Origin of the sequence: Pseudomonas sp. YuFO8, from assembly GCF_035065025.1 — a bacterium.
GTDB classification, from domain to species: Bacteria; Pseudomonadota; Gammaproteobacteria; order Pseudomonadales; family Pseudomonadaceae; genus Aquipseudomonas; species Aquipseudomonas putida_AE.
This window is the reverse complement of record NZ_JAXDEQ010000047.1, coordinates 12,754-30,523: the sequence shown is the minus strand read 5'-3', so window position 1 is coordinate 30,523 and position 17,770 is coordinate 12,754. Positions and strand designations below refer to the sequence as shown.

General features: G+C 62.2%; 11 protein-coding genes. All 11 read left to right on the top strand.

Translation table 11 applies throughout. The annotated features are described in order from the left end of the window. Positions 1 to 5: 5 nt before the first annotated feature. From tssC to tssM, 11 genes are read left to right on the top strand one after another with little or no spacing between them, the layout of a single operon-like run. Positions 6 to 1,508: a type VI secretion system contractile sheath large subunit gene (gene tssC, locus SOP95_RS27430; protein ID WP_274077526.1), complete on the top strand. Its 1,503-nt coding sequence runs from the start codon at positions 6 to 8 to the stop codon at positions 1,506 to 1,508. A 25-nt stretch (positions 1,509 to 1,533) separates the two neighbouring features. After that, complete coding sequence (gene tssE, locus SOP95_RS27425) at positions 1,534 to 2,016, top strand: type VI secretion system baseplate subunit TssE (protein WP_323608973.1); 483 nt, start codon at positions 1,534 to 1,536, stop codon at positions 2,014 to 2,016. Then, complete coding sequence (gene tssF, locus SOP95_RS27420; RefSeq protein WP_323608972.1) at positions 2,016 to 3,848, top strand: type VI secretion system baseplate subunit TssF; 1,833 nt, start codon at positions 2,016 to 2,018, stop codon at positions 3,846 to 3,848. Before tssE ends, tssF begins: the two co-directional genes overlap by 1 nt. Beyond that, complete coding sequence (gene tssG / locus SOP95_RS27415; protein ID WP_166620569.1) at positions 3,812 to 4,873, top strand: type VI secretion system baseplate subunit TssG; 1,062 nt, start codon at positions 3,812 to 3,814, stop codon at positions 4,871 to 4,873. The genes tssF and tssG overlap by 37 nt, the downstream gene beginning before the upstream one ends. Next, positions 4,870 to 7,461: a type VI secretion system ATPase TssH gene (gene tssH, locus SOP95_RS27410; RefSeq protein WP_323608971.1), complete on the top strand. Its 2,592-nt coding sequence runs from the start codon at positions 4,870 to 4,872 to the stop codon at positions 7,459 to 7,461. The genes tssG and tssH overlap by 4 nt, the downstream gene beginning before the upstream one ends. A gap of 23 nt (positions 7,462 to 7,484) precedes the next feature. Next, positions 7,485 to 8,240 (top strand): type VI secretion system lipoprotein TssJ, encoded by a 756-nt coding sequence (tssJ, locus tag SOP95_RS27405; protein ID WP_323608970.1) that lies wholly within the window; start codon positions 7,485 to 7,487, stop codon positions 8,238 to 8,240. Next, positions 8,237 to 9,580 (top strand): type VI secretion system baseplate subunit TssK, encoded by a 1,344-nt coding sequence (tssK, locus tag SOP95_RS27400; protein ID WP_274077531.1) that lies wholly within the window; start codon positions 8,237 to 8,239, stop codon positions 9,578 to 9,580. The genes tssJ and tssK overlap by 4 nt, the downstream gene beginning before the upstream one ends. Then, positions 9,577 to 10,290 carry a type IVB secretion system protein IcmH/DotU gene (gene icmH, locus SOP95_RS27395; protein ID WP_274077532.1) on the top strand — a complete coding sequence of 238 codons (714 nt, stop codon included), beginning with the start codon at positions 9,577 to 9,579 and terminating at the stop codon, positions 10,288 to 10,290. The genes tssK and icmH overlap by 4 nt, the downstream gene beginning before the upstream one ends. A gap of 30 nt (positions 10,291 to 10,320) precedes the next feature. Beyond that, entirely contained in the window at positions 10,321 to 14,190 is a 3,870-nt protein-coding gene (locus SOP95_RS27390; RefSeq protein ID WP_323608969.1) for a type VI secretion protein IcmF/TssM N-terminal domain-containing protein, read from the top strand. A gap of 31 nt (positions 14,191 to 14,221) precedes the next feature. Then, a complete protein-coding gene (gene tagF, locus SOP95_RS27385) occupies positions 14,222 to 15,148 on the top strand; it encodes a type VI secretion system-associated protein TagF (RefSeq protein ID WP_323608968.1) in 927 nt (308 codons plus the stop codon). After that, positions 15,145 to 17,619: a type VI secretion system membrane subunit TssM gene (tssM, locus tag SOP95_RS27380; RefSeq protein WP_323608967.1), complete on the top strand. Its 2,475-nt coding sequence runs from the start codon at positions 15,145 to 15,147 to the stop codon at positions 17,617 to 17,619. The genes tagF and tssM overlap by 4 nt, the downstream gene beginning before the upstream one ends. Positions 17,620 to 17,770: the final 151 nt, after the last annotated feature.

Genomic DNA, 17,770 nt, shown 5'->3' with positions numbered 1-17,770 from the left:
TGACGATGAACGACAAGCAAACCGTGACTCAACAGGACAGCTCGCTGGTTGAAGTGGAAAGCTTCACCGCGCAATCCTCGTTGCTCGACAGCATCATTTCGCAAAGCCGCGTGGCCCGTTCCGAGACCGAACGGACCCGCACCCGCGACCTGATCGGTGAATTGGTCAACCAGATCCTGGAAGGCGAAATGACGCCGAGCAAGGACCTGATCGCCGTGCTCGACGCGCGCATCGCCGAGATCGACGCGATGCTCTCCGAGCAGATGAACGAGATCATGCACGCCAGTGAATTCCAGCAGCTGGAAGCGTCCTGGCGCGGCCTGAAGTATCAGGTCGACCAGACCGAGACCAGCACCACGCTGAAGATCCACCTGCTCAATGCGTCGAAGAAAGACCTGGTGCGCGACCTCAAGGCCGCTTCCGAATTCGACCAGAGCGCGCTGTTCAAGAAGATCTACGAAGAAGAATACGGCACCTTCGGTGGTGCACCGTTCGGCATGCTGCTGGGTGACTACGAGTTCAACCGCAGCCCGGAAGACATGTACCTGCTCGAAGAAATTTCCCACGTTGCTGCGGCTGCCCACGCTCCGTTCATTTCGGCGGCTTCGCCTGAGCTGTTCGGCTGGGATTCGTTCACCGACATGTCCGGCCCACGGGACCTGGCGAAGATTTTCGACACCGTCGAATACGCCAAGTGGAAGTCCTTCCGCGCCAGCGAAGACTCGCGTTACGTCGGCCTGACCCTGCCCCACGTGCTCGGTCGCCTGCCTTACGGCCCGGATACCACGCCGGTCGAGGAATTCAACTTCGTCGAAAGCGTCGATGGCCGCGACCACAACAAGTACCTGTGGATGAACGCCGCCTACGCGCTGGGCACCCGGGTCACCGATGCGTTTTCCCGCTACGGCTGGTGCGTGGCGATCCGTGGTGTCGAGGGTGGCGGTCTGGTGGAAGGCCTGCCAACGCATACGTTCAAGACCGATGACGGTGAAATCGCCCTCAAGTGCCCGACCGAAATCGCCATCACCGATCGCCGCGAGAAGGAGCTGTCGGACCTGGGCTTCATTCCGCTGGTGCACTGCAAAGGCACCGACTACGCGGCGTTCTTCGGCACTCAGTCGACGCAGAAGCAGAAGCAGTACAACACCGACATTGCCAACGCCAACGCCCGGCTTTCCGCGCAGTTGCAGTACATCTTCGCCACCTCGCGCATCGCCCACTACATGAAGGCGATCATGCGCGACAAGATCGGCAGCTTCGCTTCGCGCAAGGACGTCGAGCTGTTCCTCAACAAGTGGCTGTCGAGCTACGTGTTGCTGGACGATACCGCCAGCCAGGAAGCCAAGGCCAAGTTCCCGTTGCGCGAAGCCCGCGCCGAAGTGTTCGAAGTGCCGGGCAAGCCGGGGGTGTACAAGGCCGTGACCTACCTGCGCCCGCACTACCAACTGGACGAACTGACCGCTTCGTTGCGCCTGGTTGCCGAACTGCCGCAATCGACTCGCGCCTGATCGCCAACTTTGCCAGGGAGGCAACATGACCAGTCAACACAAGCTGTTGCCATCGCTGCTGGACCGATTGCTGGACGATCGTCCGCATCAGTCCATCGAAGCGTCATCGCAGCGCTTGTGTTCGCTGGCCGATTACAAGGCCAGCATCGTTCGCGACCTGGAAGTGCTGGTAAACACCCGCCAGTCCCTGATCGCCAACGAGCTGGAGGGTTTCGCCAACCTGAACGGCAGCATCCTCGACTATGGCATGCCGGACTTCACCAGTCGCAGCGTGCTTGATCCCAAGGATCGCCTGCTGATCCAGCGGCAATTGGAGAAGGCCATCACGGTCGGCGACCGGCGCTTTCGCAGCGTCAAGGTGCAACTGCTCGCCCAACAGACCGGCCAACGCATGCTGACCTTTCGCGTGGACGCGGTCCTGCGCCTGCAAGACGTCACCCGCCAGGTGTCCTTCGACGCGGTGCTGCAGGTCAATACCCAGGAATACAAAGTGCAGAACCTCAACTGATGCTCGACGATCTGCTGCCCTATTACGAAAAGGAACTGTCGCACCTGCGCTTTTTGGGCCAGGAGTTCGCCAGCCAGTATCCGAAAATCGCGTCGCGGTTGCTCATCGAGGGCGATAACTGCGAAGACCCGCACACCGAGCGCTTGATCGAAGCGTTCTCGTTTCTCTCTGCACGCGTGCACAAAAAGCTCGACGACGAGCTGCCGGAAATCGTCGAGTCGTTTCTCGAAGTGCTGTACCCGCACTATCTGCGCCCTACCCCGTCGATGTCGATCGTCGAGTTCAACCTGGGCAAGCAGGAAAAAGTCACCGAAGCGTTCCGTGTGCCCCGGCATACCGAACTCAGTGCCAACCCGATCGATGGCGTGGTGTGTAAATTCCGCACCTGCTACCCGGTCGAGCTGTGGCCGGTGGCGGTGCAACAGGCCTCGTTCATCGAGATGGAACGCTCGGCGTTCAACGGCCACAGCGCCGACTTGGTCGCGCGCTTGCGCATCGGCCTGGTGGCCACTTCCGATGTGAAGTTCGGCAAGCTGGAACTGGACAGCCTGCGGTTCTTCCTCGACGGCGAAAGCACGTTGATGCTGCAACTGTACGAGCTGCTGTTCAACAACCTGGCCAAGGCCACGCTGACCTTCGAAGATCAGGGGCGTTCGCGCGAGGTCGTGTTGCCGGCCAACGCGTTGAAAGCCGTCGGCTACAGCCTGGACGAAGGCCTGGTGGACTACTCCGAGCGTTCGTTCCTCGGCTATCGCCTGCTGCACGAATACTTCACCTTCCCCGACAAGTTCATGTTCTTCGACCTGTCGGGCTTTGCACGGATTCTGGCGGGCAAGGAGATCGAGAAAGTCGAGGTCAACTTCTACTTTTCCGACTACGACCTGAGCGACCGCCTGGCGCGCCTGACGCAGAACATCGGGCGCAATAACTTCAAGCTCAACTGCACGCCGATCATCAACCTGTTCCGCCAGCAGGCCGAGCCGATCAAGTTGACCCACGCCCAGCACGAGTACGCGGTGACGCCGGATGTGCGCCTGCAAGGCTCGGCCGAGGTGGTGTCCATCGACCGCGTACGACGGGTTCGCAAGGTCGGCGGTATCGATCAGGTCGGCACCTGTCATCCGTTTTTCGAACCCCGTGGCGATCAGGGCCCGGGGCAAAGTTTCTGGATGGCCCGGCGCCGTGCGGCACAGGGCGGCCAGCGCGATGGCTCGAACGTGTTTATCCGAATCGTGGATCGCGAGCTGGGCGTGATGGAGGCCAACAACGATGCGTTGAGCATCCGCCTGACCTGCAGCAACCGTGACCTGCCCCTGCTGTTGCCGTTCGGGGGTGAGCGCGGCGATTTCAATATCCCGGGCAACTCGGTGATCAAGGACATCCGCTGCCTGCGCAAGCCTACCGCCACCGCGCGCGTGCCCTTGGGCAACGGCGTGATCTGGCGGCTGATTTCGCACCTTTCGCTCAACCACATGTCGCTGGTGTCCCGTGGCCGCGAAGTGCTGCTGGAGCTGTTGTCGCTCTACAACTACCGCAATGTGTCGGCGATCCGCAAACAGATCAACGGCATCGTCTCGGTGAGCAGCGAGCCTGTGGTCGCGCGCATAGGCCACCCGCGCCCGAACTTCGTCCGTGGTGTTGGCATCACCCTCAACTTCGATGAAAGCCAATACACCGGCAGCGGTGTGTTTCTGTTCGGCATGGTGCTCGATCACTTCTTTGGTCAGTACTGCTCCATGAACAGCTTTACCCAATTAACCCTTCGCACCTTGCAGCGCGAAAAGAGAGTCGTCCAATGGCCACCGCGAACCGGCGATCAACCCCTGGTCTGATCGACCAGGCACGGGCTGAGCCGCACCGATTCGAGTTTTTCCAGTTGGTGCGCTTGCTTCGCCTGCATTACAGCAGGACCGGGCGCATGGACCTGCAGACCCGACCGCACGAAGACCCTTTGCGTTTTCGCTCGCAGCTGTCGCTCAACTTCCCGGCCAGTGAAGTCAGCGATCTGCAGTTCGAGCGTGAAGGCAAGGTGTCCGTGGCCGGCCTGCCGCTGTCCGAGATGCAAGTGACCTTCATGGGGCTGGTCGGGCCGTCGGGCGTATTGCCGCGCCCGTACACCGAGCTGTTGATCGAGCGGCACATCCAGTACCGGGATGACGCGGCCCACGCCTTCCTCGACATCTTTTCGCACCGCATGACCACGCTGTTCTACGAGGCCTGGCAAAAGTACAAGTTCTACATCGAGTACGAACGCAACGGCACCTCGGATTTCGATCGCTACCTGCTCAACCTGGTGGGTTTCGGCCCCGAGGCACAGAAGCAGAAATTCGACAGACAAGGCTCGCCCCTGCGCCGGGAATTGTTCAGCTATTTCTCCGGACTGTTCGCGCAGAAACCGCGCAACGCGCTGAACCTGGAAGCGATGCTGTCTTTCTATTTTTCGCTGCCGTTCAAGGTCAAGCCGTTTGCCGGTCGCTGGCTGAAACTCGACGCCAGCCAGTGCACGCAGCTGGGGCGCAAGAACGCCGTGCTCGGGCAAAGCGCCGTCGCCGGTAACCGGGTCTGGGACTACCAGTCGTGCGTGCGCATCGAGTTGGGCCCACTGGAGCTGGCCGACTATCAACGCTTCCAGCCAGGCACCGAGGACTACCAAAAACTGGTGGAACTGGTGCGTTTCTATGTCGGTGCGGAACTCGACTTCCAGTTGGCACCCAAGCTCAAACCCAAGGCCGTACCGCTCGCCCGCCTGGGCACCGTTTCCCTGGGCCGGCTCGGCTGGCTCAAGCGACCGGGCGTCGATGTTGAACCTTCCCGCTGCGCCCTCTTCCACATTCCTTTTGATGGGGTCTCCCTGTGAACCTGAAGTCCCTGTTTGCCAAGCTCAACGACACCAGCCGTGCCGCCACCGAAAGCGCTGCGGCCCTGTGCCTGTCGGAACACCACTACGATGTCGAGATCGAGCACCTGTTGTTGCAGTTGCTCGACAGCCACGACAACGACCTGCCGGCCATCCTGCGTCATTACGACGTGGTGCCTGAGCGCTTGCAGGCGCAATTGGTGACGGCACTGGGGACGTTCAAGAAAGGCAATACGCGCACCCCGGCGCTGTCGCCGCACCTGACCCGCCTGATCGAACAGGCGTGGGTCCTGGCCTCCATCGAGTTCGGCCAGGCGCAGATCCGCACCGGCCATCTGTTGCAGGCCTTGCTCGATGACGACGAACTGCGCCGGGTGGTGATCGCGGGTGCGGCTGAGCTTGAGAAAATCAACGCCGACGATCTGCGCGTGAACCTCAACGCGTTGGTGGAAGGCAGCGCCGAATCGGCCCTGGCCAAACCGCCGAGTGATGTCGCCAGCACGGTCAAGGGCAATGGCAAGACACCGGGCCTGGACCAATACACCATCAACCTCACGCAAAGCGCTCGCGAAGGCCGGATCGACCCGGTGCTCGGTCGCGAGTTCGAAGTGCGGCAGATGGTCGACATCCTCACCCGCCGCCGCCAGAACAACCCGATCCTCACCGGTGAAGCCGGCGTCGGCAAGACCGCCGTGGTCGAAGGCCTGGCCCTGCGCATCATCCAGGGTGACGTGCCGTCGGTGCTCAAGGGCGTCGCCATCCACACCCTCGACCTGGGCTTGTTGCAGGCCGGTGCCGGGGTGAAGGGCGAGTTCGAAAACCGCCTCAAGTCGGTGATCGAAGAAACCAAGCGCAGCCTGCACCCGATCATCCTGTTCATCGACGAAGCGCACACCCTGATCGGTTCGGGCGGCCAGGCCGGGCAGAACGATGCCGCCAACCTGCTCAAGCCAGCCTTGGCCCGGGGCGAGCTGCGCACCATCGCGGCAACCACCTGGGCCGAGTACAAGAAATACTTCGAGAAGGATGCCGCCCTGGCCCGCCGCTTCCAGGTGGTGAAGGTCGAAGAGCCAGACGAAGACAAGGCGATCCACATGCTGCGCGGCTTGCTGGCCAAGATGCAGGAGCACCACAAGGTCACGGTGATGGACGAAGCGCTGGTGCAGGCCGTGCGCCTGTCCAATCGTTACATCACCGGGCGCCAACTGCCGGACAAGGCCGTCAGCGTACTGGACACCGCCTGCGCCCGGGTCGCCCTGGGGCAATCGGCGCAGCCGGGGCCGCTGGAAGACTGCAAGCGCCAGATCGACAACCTGCAGGCGGAAATCTCGGTACTGCAGCAGGAAGCCGCCAAAGGCAGCGACCATGCCCGTCGCCTGGCCACCCTGAACGCCGAGTTGCTGACCGAACAGCAGACCCGCGATGCCCTCGAACAACAGTGGCAACGTGAGCTGCAACTGGTGGAACAGCTCGGCGCCCTCAGCCACCCGGACAATCAGGCACCGGATGCACAAGAAATTGCCGCAGTGCGCGCCGAACTGGCCAGCGTCCAGGGTGAGCAACCCCTGGTGCATGCCCTGGTGGATGGCGGCACCATCGGCGAAGTAATTTCCGGCTGGACCGGCATCCCCCTGGGCAAGATGCTGCGCGACGAAATCGACACCGTGCAGCGCCTGCCTGCGCTGCTGGGCGAGCGGGTGCTCGGCCAGGACCACGCGCTGCAGGAAATCGGCAAGCGCATCAAGATTTCCCGCGCCCGCATGGAAGACCCGAACAAGCCCATCGGCGTGTTCCTGTTGCTCGGCCCGAGCGGCGTCGGCAAGACCGAAACCGCATTGGCCCTGGCCGACACCCTGTACGGCGGCGAGCGTAACCTGATCACCATCAACATGTCCGAGTACCAGGAAGCCCATACCGTCTCCAGCCTCAAGGGTTCGCCACCGGGTTACGTCGGTTATGGCGAGGGCGGCGTGCTGACCGAAGCCGTGCGACGCAAGCCCTACAGCGTGGTGCTGCTCGATGAAGCGGAAAAGGCCCACCCGGACGTGCTCGAACTGTTTTTCCAGGTATTCGACAAAGGCGTGCTGGACGACGGTGAAGGTCGCGAGATCAACTTCCGCAACACCGTGATCATCCTCACGTCCAACACCGGAACCGAGCGCATCATGCAGTGGTGCCTGAACGCCCAGCCGCAAGCGCAGCCCGAAGAAATCGTTGAAGGCTTGCGTGACGATCTGAACCAGGTGTTCAAGCCGGCCTTCCTCGGCCGCCTGACCATCGTCCCCTACTACCCGGTCCAGGACGCGATCCTGGAGCGCATCGTTTCGCTCAAGCTTGCGCGCATTCGCCAGCGTTTCGAGCGCAATCATCAGGCCGTCCTCGGTTATGACGAGGCGCTGGTAAAAGCCATTGCCTCGCGCTGCACCGAGGTCGACAGCGGCGCTCGCAACATCGACAACATTTTGTCCAAGACCCTGATGCCGGAACTGGCGCAGCGGGTCCTTGAGCGCATGGCGCAGGACAAACCGATCCAGAGTCTGAACATCGAGTTGGGCAGCGACGGCGATTTCGCCTATCGCCTGTGCTGACCGGGCATCTACAGGTAGTGGTCATGGACAAGAAAAATTCAGGGAAGCGTCTCGAAAAGACGGCGTTGGCCAAATGCCTGACGGCGGTGGCGATGATGGCGGTACTGAGCGCCTGCGGCGTCACCGACCGGGTCGGCAAACGTGTCGACGACACCTGGGCGGGCGACATGCTGTTCGACGACCAGGAGAAGGTCATCCTCACCTCCGACGGCGGCAACCAGCTCAATCCCGACGAGTCCGGCCAACCGCTTTCGGTGGTGCTGCGCGTGTACCAGCTGACCTCACTGGAGCGCTTTGCGTCGGTCGACGCCGACACACTGTGGGACGACCCGCAAAAAGCCCTCGGCAATACCCTGATCGAGAACCGCGAAATCACCCTGCTGCCGGGCATGGGCCAGGTCGACAAGTGGCCGCTGAACAAGGCCACCGGCTATGTCGGCGTCGCCGCGTTTTTCCGCACCGACGAGAACAGCCGCTGGAAGGTCGCGTTTGACGCCAACTCCCTGCGCAAGGACGGCATCTGGTTCTCCTCCGACGGCCTGCGGGTGCTGGTGGACAACAACAAGGTGTCCGCCGTCAGTGGTGTCGACGTCCTGGACAAACCCAAGACCCAGGAGCAACTGGCCAAAGCCGCCGCCCTGCCCGACCAGCCGGCCGAGCCGACGCTGACCGAACGTGTGCAGGACGTCGTGGTGCAGAAGGCCCAGGACCAGGCCAGTGCCTCTGCGCAAAAAGCCGTGGACTCGAAATTGAATTCATTTTTGGAAGGCGCTCAATGAGTAAGCAAAGCCGGGTGATGTGGTCCGAAGGCATGTTCCTTTTGCCCCAGCATTTCCAGTATCAGGATGAGTTCCACCAGCATCAGCTGGCGCAGGCGACCCTGCGCAACACACCCTTTCACTGGGGCGTGCAGTTGCTGGAAGTGGACGAGGAAGCCCTCGCCACCGGCTCCCTGCAGCTCAAGCGGTTGAAACTGGTGTTTCCCGACGGCAGCCTGTTCGACGCGCCGCAGCACGATCCGCTGCCGGCCGCCCGCGACCTGAAGGACCTGCTCAAGGGTAACGACCTGAAGGTCTACGCCGCGCTGAAACTGCCGGAGCCCTTCGGCCTGAACTACGTCGAAGACGGCCAGGAGCAGAAGACCGGGCGACGTTTTCGCAAGCAGTTCGACACCTTGCCGGACCTCAACGAAGGCGACCTGGAAAACGAAATCACCAGCCTGCGCCTGAACGTGGTGATGCTGATCGACGGCGACAACCTCGATGGCTACACCTGGTGCCCGATCGCCCGGTTGTCACGCAACAACATCGGCGGCTTCAACCTCGACGGGCATTTCGTGCACCCGACGCTGCACCTGGGCACCCATGACACCCTGATCGGCCTGGGCAAGCGTTTGCTCGGTGCCCTGCAATCCAAGAGCAAGGCGCTGTCGGGTCGGCGTCGCGAGCGCGCCGACCAGATTGCCGAGTTCGGCTCGAGCGACGTCACCCTGTTCTGGCTGTTGAACACGGTGAACCGTGCCCACCCGGCCCTGGCGCACCTGCTCGCGCACCCGCGCCTGCACCCCGAGCGCCTGTATCTGTTCCTGGCTGAACTCGCCGGCGGCTTGCTGACGTTTTCGCTGGACACCCAGCTCAACGACATTCCCGAGTACGACCACCACGACCCGGCGGCCTCGCTGGTCAGGCTCGACGAGATGATTCGCGTGCTGCTCGACAACGTGGTGCCGAACCAGTGTGTGGTGATCAACCTCACCCAGACCAAACCCTCCTACTGGCAAGGGCAGCTGCACGATCCACGCCTGGCGGAAGCGGACTTCTACATTTCCGTGCACGCCGACATGCCGGGCGCGAGCCTGCTGGAACTGGTACCAAGGGCGTTCAAGGTCGGCTCGCCGGAAGACATCGAAGTGGTGGTCAACAGCGCCATGCCGGGCGTCACCCTCAATCATTCGACCCGCCTGCCCAATGCGATTCCGGTGCGACTGGACAATCACTACTTCTCCATCGAGCCCCATGGCCGGGTGTATGAGCGAATGATGAGTGCCCAGGCCATCTCTTTCTATGCGCCCAGCGCGTTCACCAACCTCAAGCTTGAACTGATGGCGGTACTCAAATGACCGAAGCCGTACTGCAAGGCGCCGTTGCGGCCGCCCGTGAAAAACCGACGCTCAAGGACCTGGTGCAGGACTTCATCAGCATGGCGCTGATCGTGCGCAAGGGTCGCCAGGTGACGTCGGTCAGCGCCTTCGAGGCGAGCGTTGACAGCTTCTTCAAGGCACTGGAGCTCGATGCCCGTGGCGCGAACTACAGCGTGGAACAGGTCAAGGACACCCAGTACGCCCTGTGTGCGTTCCTCGATGAAAGCGTGTTGCGCTCCGGGGACAACGAATTGCGTCGGCACTTTGAACTGCAACCCTTGCAGTTCCGCTATTTCGGCGTGCACCTGGCCGGTGAAGGCTTCTTCGAAAAGATCGATGCGCTGCGTGGTGACGTGAAACAGAACCTCGATGTGCTCGAGGTCTACCACCTGTGCCTGGCCCTGGGTTTCGAAGGCAAGTTCAGCCTCGGGCAAAAGGACCAGCTGCGCTACCTGGCCAATACCCTCGGCCAGGACATCGCACGCTTTCGCAAGACGCCCAAGGCCCTCTCGCCTGACTGGGCGTTGCCCGACCAGGTTTCGCAGATGCTGCGCCATGAAGTTCCCCTGTGGCTCTACCTGGCGCTGATTGCGCTGCTCTGCGCGGGTGTCTACCTGACGCTGGACTGGCTGCTGGGCAAAGACGTAGCCGCGTTGTCCGAACAAATCAGCCAGCTGTTCAGTGCCTGAGCACAGGTCAGGTAACCGAGTCAGGAAGACATGAAGACATTATTGCGTTCGTTGAAAAGTTTTTGGTTCCTCGTCCCCGTCCTGTGGCTGGCGAGCCTGGCGGTTTGCTGGTTCGTGGCCCCGCACGTGAGTTGGCTGCGCGGTTATGCGCTGGAGGCGATGGCACTGATCAGCGCCTTCTACCTGCTGGTCATTGTGCTGCGTCAGTACAAGCGCATCCGCGCCGAGCACAACCTTGAGAACCTGGTGCAGATCGAAGTCGATCGTTCGCTCAAATCCTCGGGTGAGTTCCGCGACCAGCACGTGCTGCGCGAACGCCTCAAGCACGCCATCGCGATGTTGCGCACAGATCGTTCGGCCGGTGGCGGCGGCTCGTCGGCACTTTACGATCTGCCGTGGTACCTGGTCATCGGCATGTCCGCGGCCGGCAAGACTTCGTTGCTGACCCGCTCGGGCCTGTCCGCCAGCATTGCCAGCAGCGCCAACGACACCGAAAGCGGCACCCAGCATTGCGATTGGTATTTCAGCCCCGAGGCCGTGATGATCGACACGGCTGGCCGTTACCTGCGAGACGACCCGTCGGCCAGTGAGTTCGCCGCCTTCCTGCGGCTGCTGAAAAAGCAGCGCAGCAAGGCCGCGGTCAACGGCCTGGTGCTGGTGGTGAGCCTGCCTGAACTGCTGGCGTGCACCACGGCCGAGCGCAACGAACTCGCCGCACAACTGGTGTCGCGCATCGAGGAATACAATGATTGCCTGGACGCCAATCCGCCGATCTACCTGATGCTGAGCAAGACCGATCAACTGCCCGGCTTCAGCCAGGCCTTTGAAGGCCTGGATTTGAACGAACGCCAGCAACCGCTGGGCATGACCTTCGGTTTGTCCGAGATCCGCAACCAGGGCCTGCGCCCGGTGCTGGATGCCAAGCTGGCAAACCTCCACGGTCATATCCGTCGCCACGTCGACGCCCAGATGATTGCCCTGGGTGCCGATGCCGACAGTGCGCTGCTGAACTTTCCGAACTATTTCGCCGAGCTGTCGGGGGTGCTGGAGCAGTTCCTCCAGCACTTCGCCGAAACCCGTCGCGGCGGTGCGCCACTGTTGCTGCGCGGGCTGTATTTCACCAGCGCCCTGCAGACCGACCAGCAACTGAGCCAGGTGTATGAAGACGACCTGGCCGAGTCGTTCGCCCTGCAAGCGGAGCCTGAGCAACCGCAGCAAAGCAGCGGCAGGAAAATCAGCGACCGCAGCTACTTCATCACTGACACGTTCCGTCGGGTGATCTTCCCCGATCGCGACCTGACCCTCTATCAGTCGCGCCTGGGCAAGAACAACTCCGCCAGCCCTGCCCTGCTGGGCCTGGCGGTATTGGCCGGGGTTGCGTTCATTGGCTGGCAAGCCCTGTCGTTCCAGAACAACCGTCAGTGGCTGGCTGCATTGCGCGAGCAACTGACCGAACTGCAACAGTCCCCGGACCGCGCCGGGTTGCTCGCCTCGGGCCAGGGCCTGGAGCTGCTGCGCGAGCAACTCACAGCCATCGAAAAGCACCGTGCCAACGGCGTGCCGCTGCAATTGAGCGCCGGTCTCTATCGTGGTGACGACATCTACCTCGTTGCGCAGACCGCTTACTTGCAGCAACTGCGCACCCAGGCGCTGGAACCCGTCACCTTGCAACTGCAATTGCAGATGCGTGCCTTCAATGAGTTCGCCCGGACCATGGATGCGCAAAACAGCTTTGCGCCCGCGCCAAACAAAGCCGACTCAACCAAAGCCCGCGCGGGCAACAAACTGCCGACCCGCTTGAACAACCTGCCGCGCAGTAGCGGTGATGTCGCCAGCCGCCTGACCGGTGCCGCCAAGGGTGCCGCGAACAAGGTACGGGGCGAAGCGCTGACGGCGCTGCGCAACCCTGCCACCGCGAGCGATGCCGCGGATTTGTCAGCGACCACCGGCGGGCTGTCGTTGTCCGAGGAAATGCTCGGTCGGCTGGATGAGCGACAAGTCGCGTCCATCATCGAGTCCTATAACGCGCTGAAGCTCTACCTGATGCTCACGCAACCGGCCACCCACCCGGACCCGGAATTCGTCGGCGCTGCATTGCCGGTGGCCTGGGCCAATACCGCCAGTGCCGACCATCCTGTCAGCATTGAGGTGATTGAGGAAAACTCGCCGGTCTACGTGCAGTTGCTCAAGAATGGCCAGGCACCCGCCTTGTCGCGTAACGAGCAGCTCATCAGCGAAACCCGCAACAGCCTGAAGTCCTTCATGATTTCCAGCTCGCTGGTGGACCGCGAATACCTGCGCCTGCAACTGGAATCCAGCCGCCAGTTCCCGGCCATCGGCCTGAGCGACCTGGTGCCGCTGCCTGGCCGTCAGTTGCTGTATGGCAGCGAAGCGGTCCCGGCGATTTTCACCCGCCAGGGCTGGGAGCAGTTCGTCAAGCCAGAGTTGATCAAGCTGGTGTCGGGCAACCTGCAAAACGAAACGGACTGGGTGCTCGATGGCGAAGGCGGCGACAGCATCGTGCAGAAAGCCAACTTCATCCGTGAGTTCATGACGCGCTACAAGCGCGACTACACCCAGGCCTGGTACAGCTTTGTCGACAGCGTTGGCGTGCGTCACTTCACCGACATGGCCAATGCTACCCAGCAACTGTCGCTGCTCAGCGACGTGCAGAACTCGCCGGTGAAAACCCTCCTGGCGGCGGTCAACGACAACACCCAATGGGACGTCCCTGCCCCACGCGAAACCCTGCCAGCAGGCAGCAAGCCCGATGACGGGTTCTGGAGCAGCGTCAGCGGGATCTTCGATGGCAAGAACACGGCACCAGGTGCGCTGGTATCGCCTCTGCCGGCGGTCGACGACGGCAGCCTGGCGAAGCGCTTCGAACCGGTATCGCGGGTGTTCGCCGTGCAAAACGCCGAGGGCGCCGACAGCACGATCATGGACCGCTACCTCGCGGCCTTGCGCAAGCTCAAGGTGCGGATGAACAACATCCAGCGCTCCCAGGACGTTGGCAAGAGCAGCAAGCAGCTGATCAGTGAAACCCTCGAAGGCCAGCCGAGCGAAGTGACCAGCGTGCGCAACTACGTCGAGACCACCGTCGACACCAGCCAGGGCAGCCTGTCCGATTCGCTGCAGGGTCTGTTCAGCCTGCCGATCCAGTTTGCCTGGGAAACCCTGCGCGACCCGGCCGGCCAACAGATTGCCAAAGCCTGGGCGCAGCAGATCGCCAAGCCCTGGGAGCAGGTCATGGCGCACCGTTACCCGATCGCGCCAGGTAGCCGCAATGAAGCCTCGGTCAAGGATCTGCAGCGTTTCGTCGACCCGGAATCCGGGCTGCTGCCGAACTTCAAGCGCAACGAGATCGGCAATCTGTCCGGTGGCGAAGGCCTGGGGATGAGCAGCAACAGCAAGGCAGCGCCGTTAGTCAACCCGAACATGGTCAACAGCATCGACAAGGCCAGTTCGTTGGGCCAGGTGATCGCCAGCCTGTCGGACCGCGAGAACGGCTTCGAGATCATGCTCGAACCTTCCGCCAACCTGACCGACATCATCTTCACCCTCGACGGCCAGGAGCAGCACTACCGAAACGGCAGGACCAGTTGGAGCCGTTTCTCGTGGCCGGGCACCACTAACACGCCGGGCGCACGCCTGGATGTGGTGACCCTGAGCGGCGAGCGCATCACGGTGTTCGACTACCCGGGCCGTTGGGGCCTGCTGCGCATGAACGACAGCGCCCGGGTCAGCGACCTGGACGGTATCCAGCAACGCTTCAGCTGGAACACCGGCAGTGGCCCGGTCAGCCTCGCCGTGCGCAACTACGGCGGCGTCAAGCTGACCGACCTGGCCAACGTCAAGGCGCTGAGCGCGCTCAATGGCGCAGAGGCTCGCCCGCTGTGAGCCGCCAGAACCTGAACCCGGGAAGCGGCCAATGATCGGCTGCTTCGGCAAGGTCCCCGCGAGCCCGGACTTCGTCAGCCTGCAAGGTGCGGGCGACGACGTCTGCGAGTTCGACGGCTGGCTGCAAGGCGCACTGGCCGCCCTGCAGCATCGCGAAGACTGGCGCGAGCTGTTCGACGCCTTGCCGCTGTGCTTTTTCAGCTACCGCGCACGCAGCGGCAACTGGTTGCTGGGCGGGCTGATCAGCTCCCGGGATTCGAGTGGGCGACGCTATCCGTTTTTCATTTTCCAGACCCTCAAGGCCAGCGAAGCCGAGCCGCTGGTCAATCCGTTCACCCTGGGCGAATTGTTCAGCGGGCAGATCAGGCCGCTGCTGCACATGGCCGTCCAGGGCGAAAGCACTTCGGCGCTGTTCGAGCGCATCAAGGCCCTGCGCCCGCTGCAAGGCCAGGACTTCGAGTTGTTCCGGCGCGTGCATGACAAGTTCCTGGTGAACTTCAACCTGCGCGATATCAGTACCGCGCTCGAAGGCGCCTACCCGGAGTTCGTCACCAACGCCGTGCTGACCCGGCTGCTGGCCCTGAAAAAGCACCTCGACCAGGCAACGCCGATCGGCATCGCCCTGCCCTTGCCGGCGGAAAGGGGCTTGAAAAACCCCACCGCCGATCTGTGGGTCACCTGGCTGACGCACATGACCCCGGAGCGCGCCGTGCCGCAAATCAGCCTCTTGGCGGACGATTTCATGCGCCCCCGACTGATCTGCTTTGCCTCACGCAGTACCTGCGATGCCTATCGCCTGCTGACCGGTATCGGTGAGCGCTCGCAGAGCTATGACGTGCTGGCGTCTTTCGATGCCTTTGACGAGCACCACCGCCAACACACCTTTGCCGAAATCGACCGCCCGTTGGGTGACGTTATCGACCGTTTTGTCGATGCCCTGGATTCGAAGCCCGTATGAACAAGATCAAGTATTACTTCTTGCGCTATCAACCCTACATCCTGGGGGTGTGCTTTTTCCTCACGATCTTCGTGGTGTGGGGCATCGGGCGTGCGTTCGACTTCAGTTCACTCAACAGCCTGCTGACCGGCATCGGCGTGTTCCTGCTGCTGTCCGCCGGTTATGTGCTGCTGCTCTATCGGGGCGTGTCCCGGCATCACAACCTCGAAGGGCTGCTGCGCGAGGATGCCGACCAGGCCGTGTTGAACGCGAGCCCGGCGGATCGCGAGGAAGTCAGCCTGTTGCGCGAGCGGTTGTTGCAGAGCATCGAGCGCTTGCACAGCAACAAGCCAAGGGGCAGCAATCCAAAGGATGCGCTGTATGCCCTGCCCTGGTACCTGGTGGTCGGCCAGCCGGCGGCAGGCAAGAGCACCATGCTCTACCAGTCGGGCCTCAATTTCCCTTACGCCGAGCGCGAGGGCGTGCGAGTCGCAGGCCTGGGTGGTACGCGCAACTGCGACTGGTTCTTCAGCTCCGAGGCCGTCCTGCTGGACACCGCCGGGCGCTACATGAACAACCAGGAAGAGGCCGGCAAATGGCGCGCGTTCCTGCAGCTGCTGCGCCAGCACCGTCAGCGCCGGCCACTCAACGGCCTGATCGTCACCGTCAGCATCCACGACATCCTGCAGACCTCGCTGGAAGATCAGGAGCGCATCGCCAAGCGCCTGCGCGAACGCATCCAGGAAACCCATGCCCTGCTGGAAGTGCGCCTGCCGGTCTACCTGGTGTTCACCAAGTGCGATCTGGTGCCGGGTTTCACCCCCTTCTATCGCCAACTGGACGAAACCGCCCGCGGCGAAGTGATGGGCAAGACCTTCTCCCACAAAGGTTACGAGCAAGCCGACTGGGGCCAGCGCTTCGGCGCGGCGATGGATGAACTGGTCAGCTATTGGCAACAGGTGGCGAGCCAGCAGCTGGTCACGCAGGATATCCAGATCACCCGGCAGGATTCGGCGGTGTATCGCTTCCCGCTGGAACTGGCGGCCCTCAAACCACGGCTGCAATTGTTCGTCGACGCCCTGTTGCGAGCCAACCCTTATCAGAATGCTGAACTGCTGCGCGGCTTCTATTTCACCAGTGCCCTCGATGCCGACCAGCCGGAATCGGGCGGGCACGCGCGGCAGGTGACCGAACGCTTCTCGCTGGAAGGTGAGCGGGAGTTCGCCAACGGCAACGCGCAACCGCGCCCGCTGTTCATCAACAGCCTGTTCCGCAAAGTCATCATTCCAGACCAGCACCTGGTGGCGCTGTACACCACCAACCACCGCGAACGTCGGCGCAAAGCGACCTGGATCGGCGCTGCCGCACTGGTCGCGGTGCTGCTGTGCAGCCTGTTGGGCTGGTCGTATGTGAACAACCGGAACACCTTGCACAGCCTCTCGGCAGAACTGACCCGGGCGGCCGCCGATGACCGCTCCGCCACCGGGCAATACACCGCCTGGCAAACCCTCGATCGCCTGCGTTTCTGGACCGCGCATTACTACGCCCAGCACCACGACGAAGGTGTGCCACTGCGCATGCGCCTGGGGCTTTATCAAGGCCACAAGGTAGAACCACTGGTGCGCAGCCGCTACTTCGACCGGCTGGAAAGTGTGATGCTCAAGCCCACGGCCGACAACCTGACCCGCTCGTTGTACTTGCTGACCACCCTCAAGGTCTATCAGCGCAATGCCAAGGAATTGATGCCGGTGACCGGCGTGGACAGCGTCGAACCCAAGGCGCTGCCCAATGACAACCGGGCGCAATCCATTGCGCAGTTCGGCAAGGCGACACTGGACACCTACGTCATGCTCTCGCGTGCCCAGCGTGAAAAGGCCGACCCTGCATTCCTGAAAGCGAAGATCCCGGACTACTGGTACCCGGCGATTGCCCGCCAGGTCGGCAACGCCGGTGTCGCCGCCGCGGACTATGAGTTCGCCAGCCGCCAGATCAACTTCTACAGCGACCAGATTCACGAGCCCGACGTGCCGCGAATCCTCGACAACGCGTTCCTGGTCTCCAGCTCGCGCAACTACATCAACAGCCTGCTGACCCAGTCGCTGCGCTCGATCGAAACCATCACGCTGGAGTCGGACACCTTGTTCGCCTTTGGCCGAGCCGACTTCCAGAGCCTGAAGAATGAAGGTCAAGGCCAGCTCAGTGCGATCGCCGGCAAGCTGCTGAGCACCCCCAATGTCGGGAAAATCATCATCGCCGGGCACGCCGATCAACTCGGCGATCCCCAGGGCAACCTGCAGGTTTCCAGGCAGCGGGCGCAAACCATCAAGACCTATCTGGTGGGCAAAGGCGTACCGGGCGAACTGGTCGAGGCCGTCGGCGAAGGCAGCACCCGGCCCCTGGTCAAGTGCGACATGCAACAGCCAAGAGCCCAGCTGATCCGCTGCCTGGAGCCTAACCGACGGGTAGAAATCGAGGTGCGGGCGCTCAACTGAAACGCCGCACTCAATGAAGAAATACCGCTGCCCGGGTCGAAACCGGGTTGGCGCAACAAGCCTCTGTTGATCGATTCAAAGAGGTTAAAGCGAAGGGCTGTGATCTGTTTGCAGGTGACATCCTTTTTAATGAAGGTAAGGAGAAAGTAAA

What these genes read in the sequence shown, in the direction of transcription:
- tssG (WP_166620569.1), top strand. Translation starts at nt 3,812, where the DNA reads ATGGCCACCGCGAACCGGCGATCAACCCCTGGTCTGATCGACCAGGCA.
- tssM (WP_323608967.1), top strand. Translation starts at nt 15,145, where the DNA reads ATGAACAAGATCAAGTATTACTTCTTGCGCTATCAACCCTACATCCTG.
- tssK (WP_274077531.1), top strand. Translation starts at nt 8,237, where the DNA reads ATGAGTAAGCAAAGCCGGGTGATGTGGTCCGAAGGCATGTTCCTTTTG.
- tssC (WP_274077526.1), top strand. Translation starts at nt 6, where the DNA reads ATGAACGACAAGCAAACCGTGACTCAACAGGACAGCTCGCTGGTTGAA.
- tssJ (WP_323608970.1), top strand. Translation starts at nt 7,485, where the DNA reads ATGGACAAGAAAAATTCAGGGAAGCGTCTCGAAAAGACGGCGTTGGCC.
- tagF (WP_323608968.1), top strand. Translation starts at nt 14,222, where the DNA reads ATGATCGGCTGCTTCGGCAAGGTCCCCGCGAGCCCGGACTTCGTCAGC.
- tssF (WP_323608972.1), top strand. Translation starts at nt 2,016, where the DNA reads ATGCTCGACGATCTGCTGCCCTATTACGAAAAGGAACTGTCGCACCTG.
- SOP95_RS27390 (WP_323608969.1), top strand. Translation starts at nt 10,321, where the DNA reads ATGAAGACATTATTGCGTTCGTTGAAAAGTTTTTGGTTCCTCGTCCCC.
- icmH (WP_274077532.1), top strand. Translation starts at nt 9,577, where the DNA reads ATGACCGAAGCCGTACTGCAAGGCGCCGTTGCGGCCGCCCGTGAAAAA.
- tssE (WP_323608973.1), top strand. Translation starts at nt 1,534, where the DNA reads ATGACCAGTCAACACAAGCTGTTGCCATCGCTGCTGGACCGATTGCTG.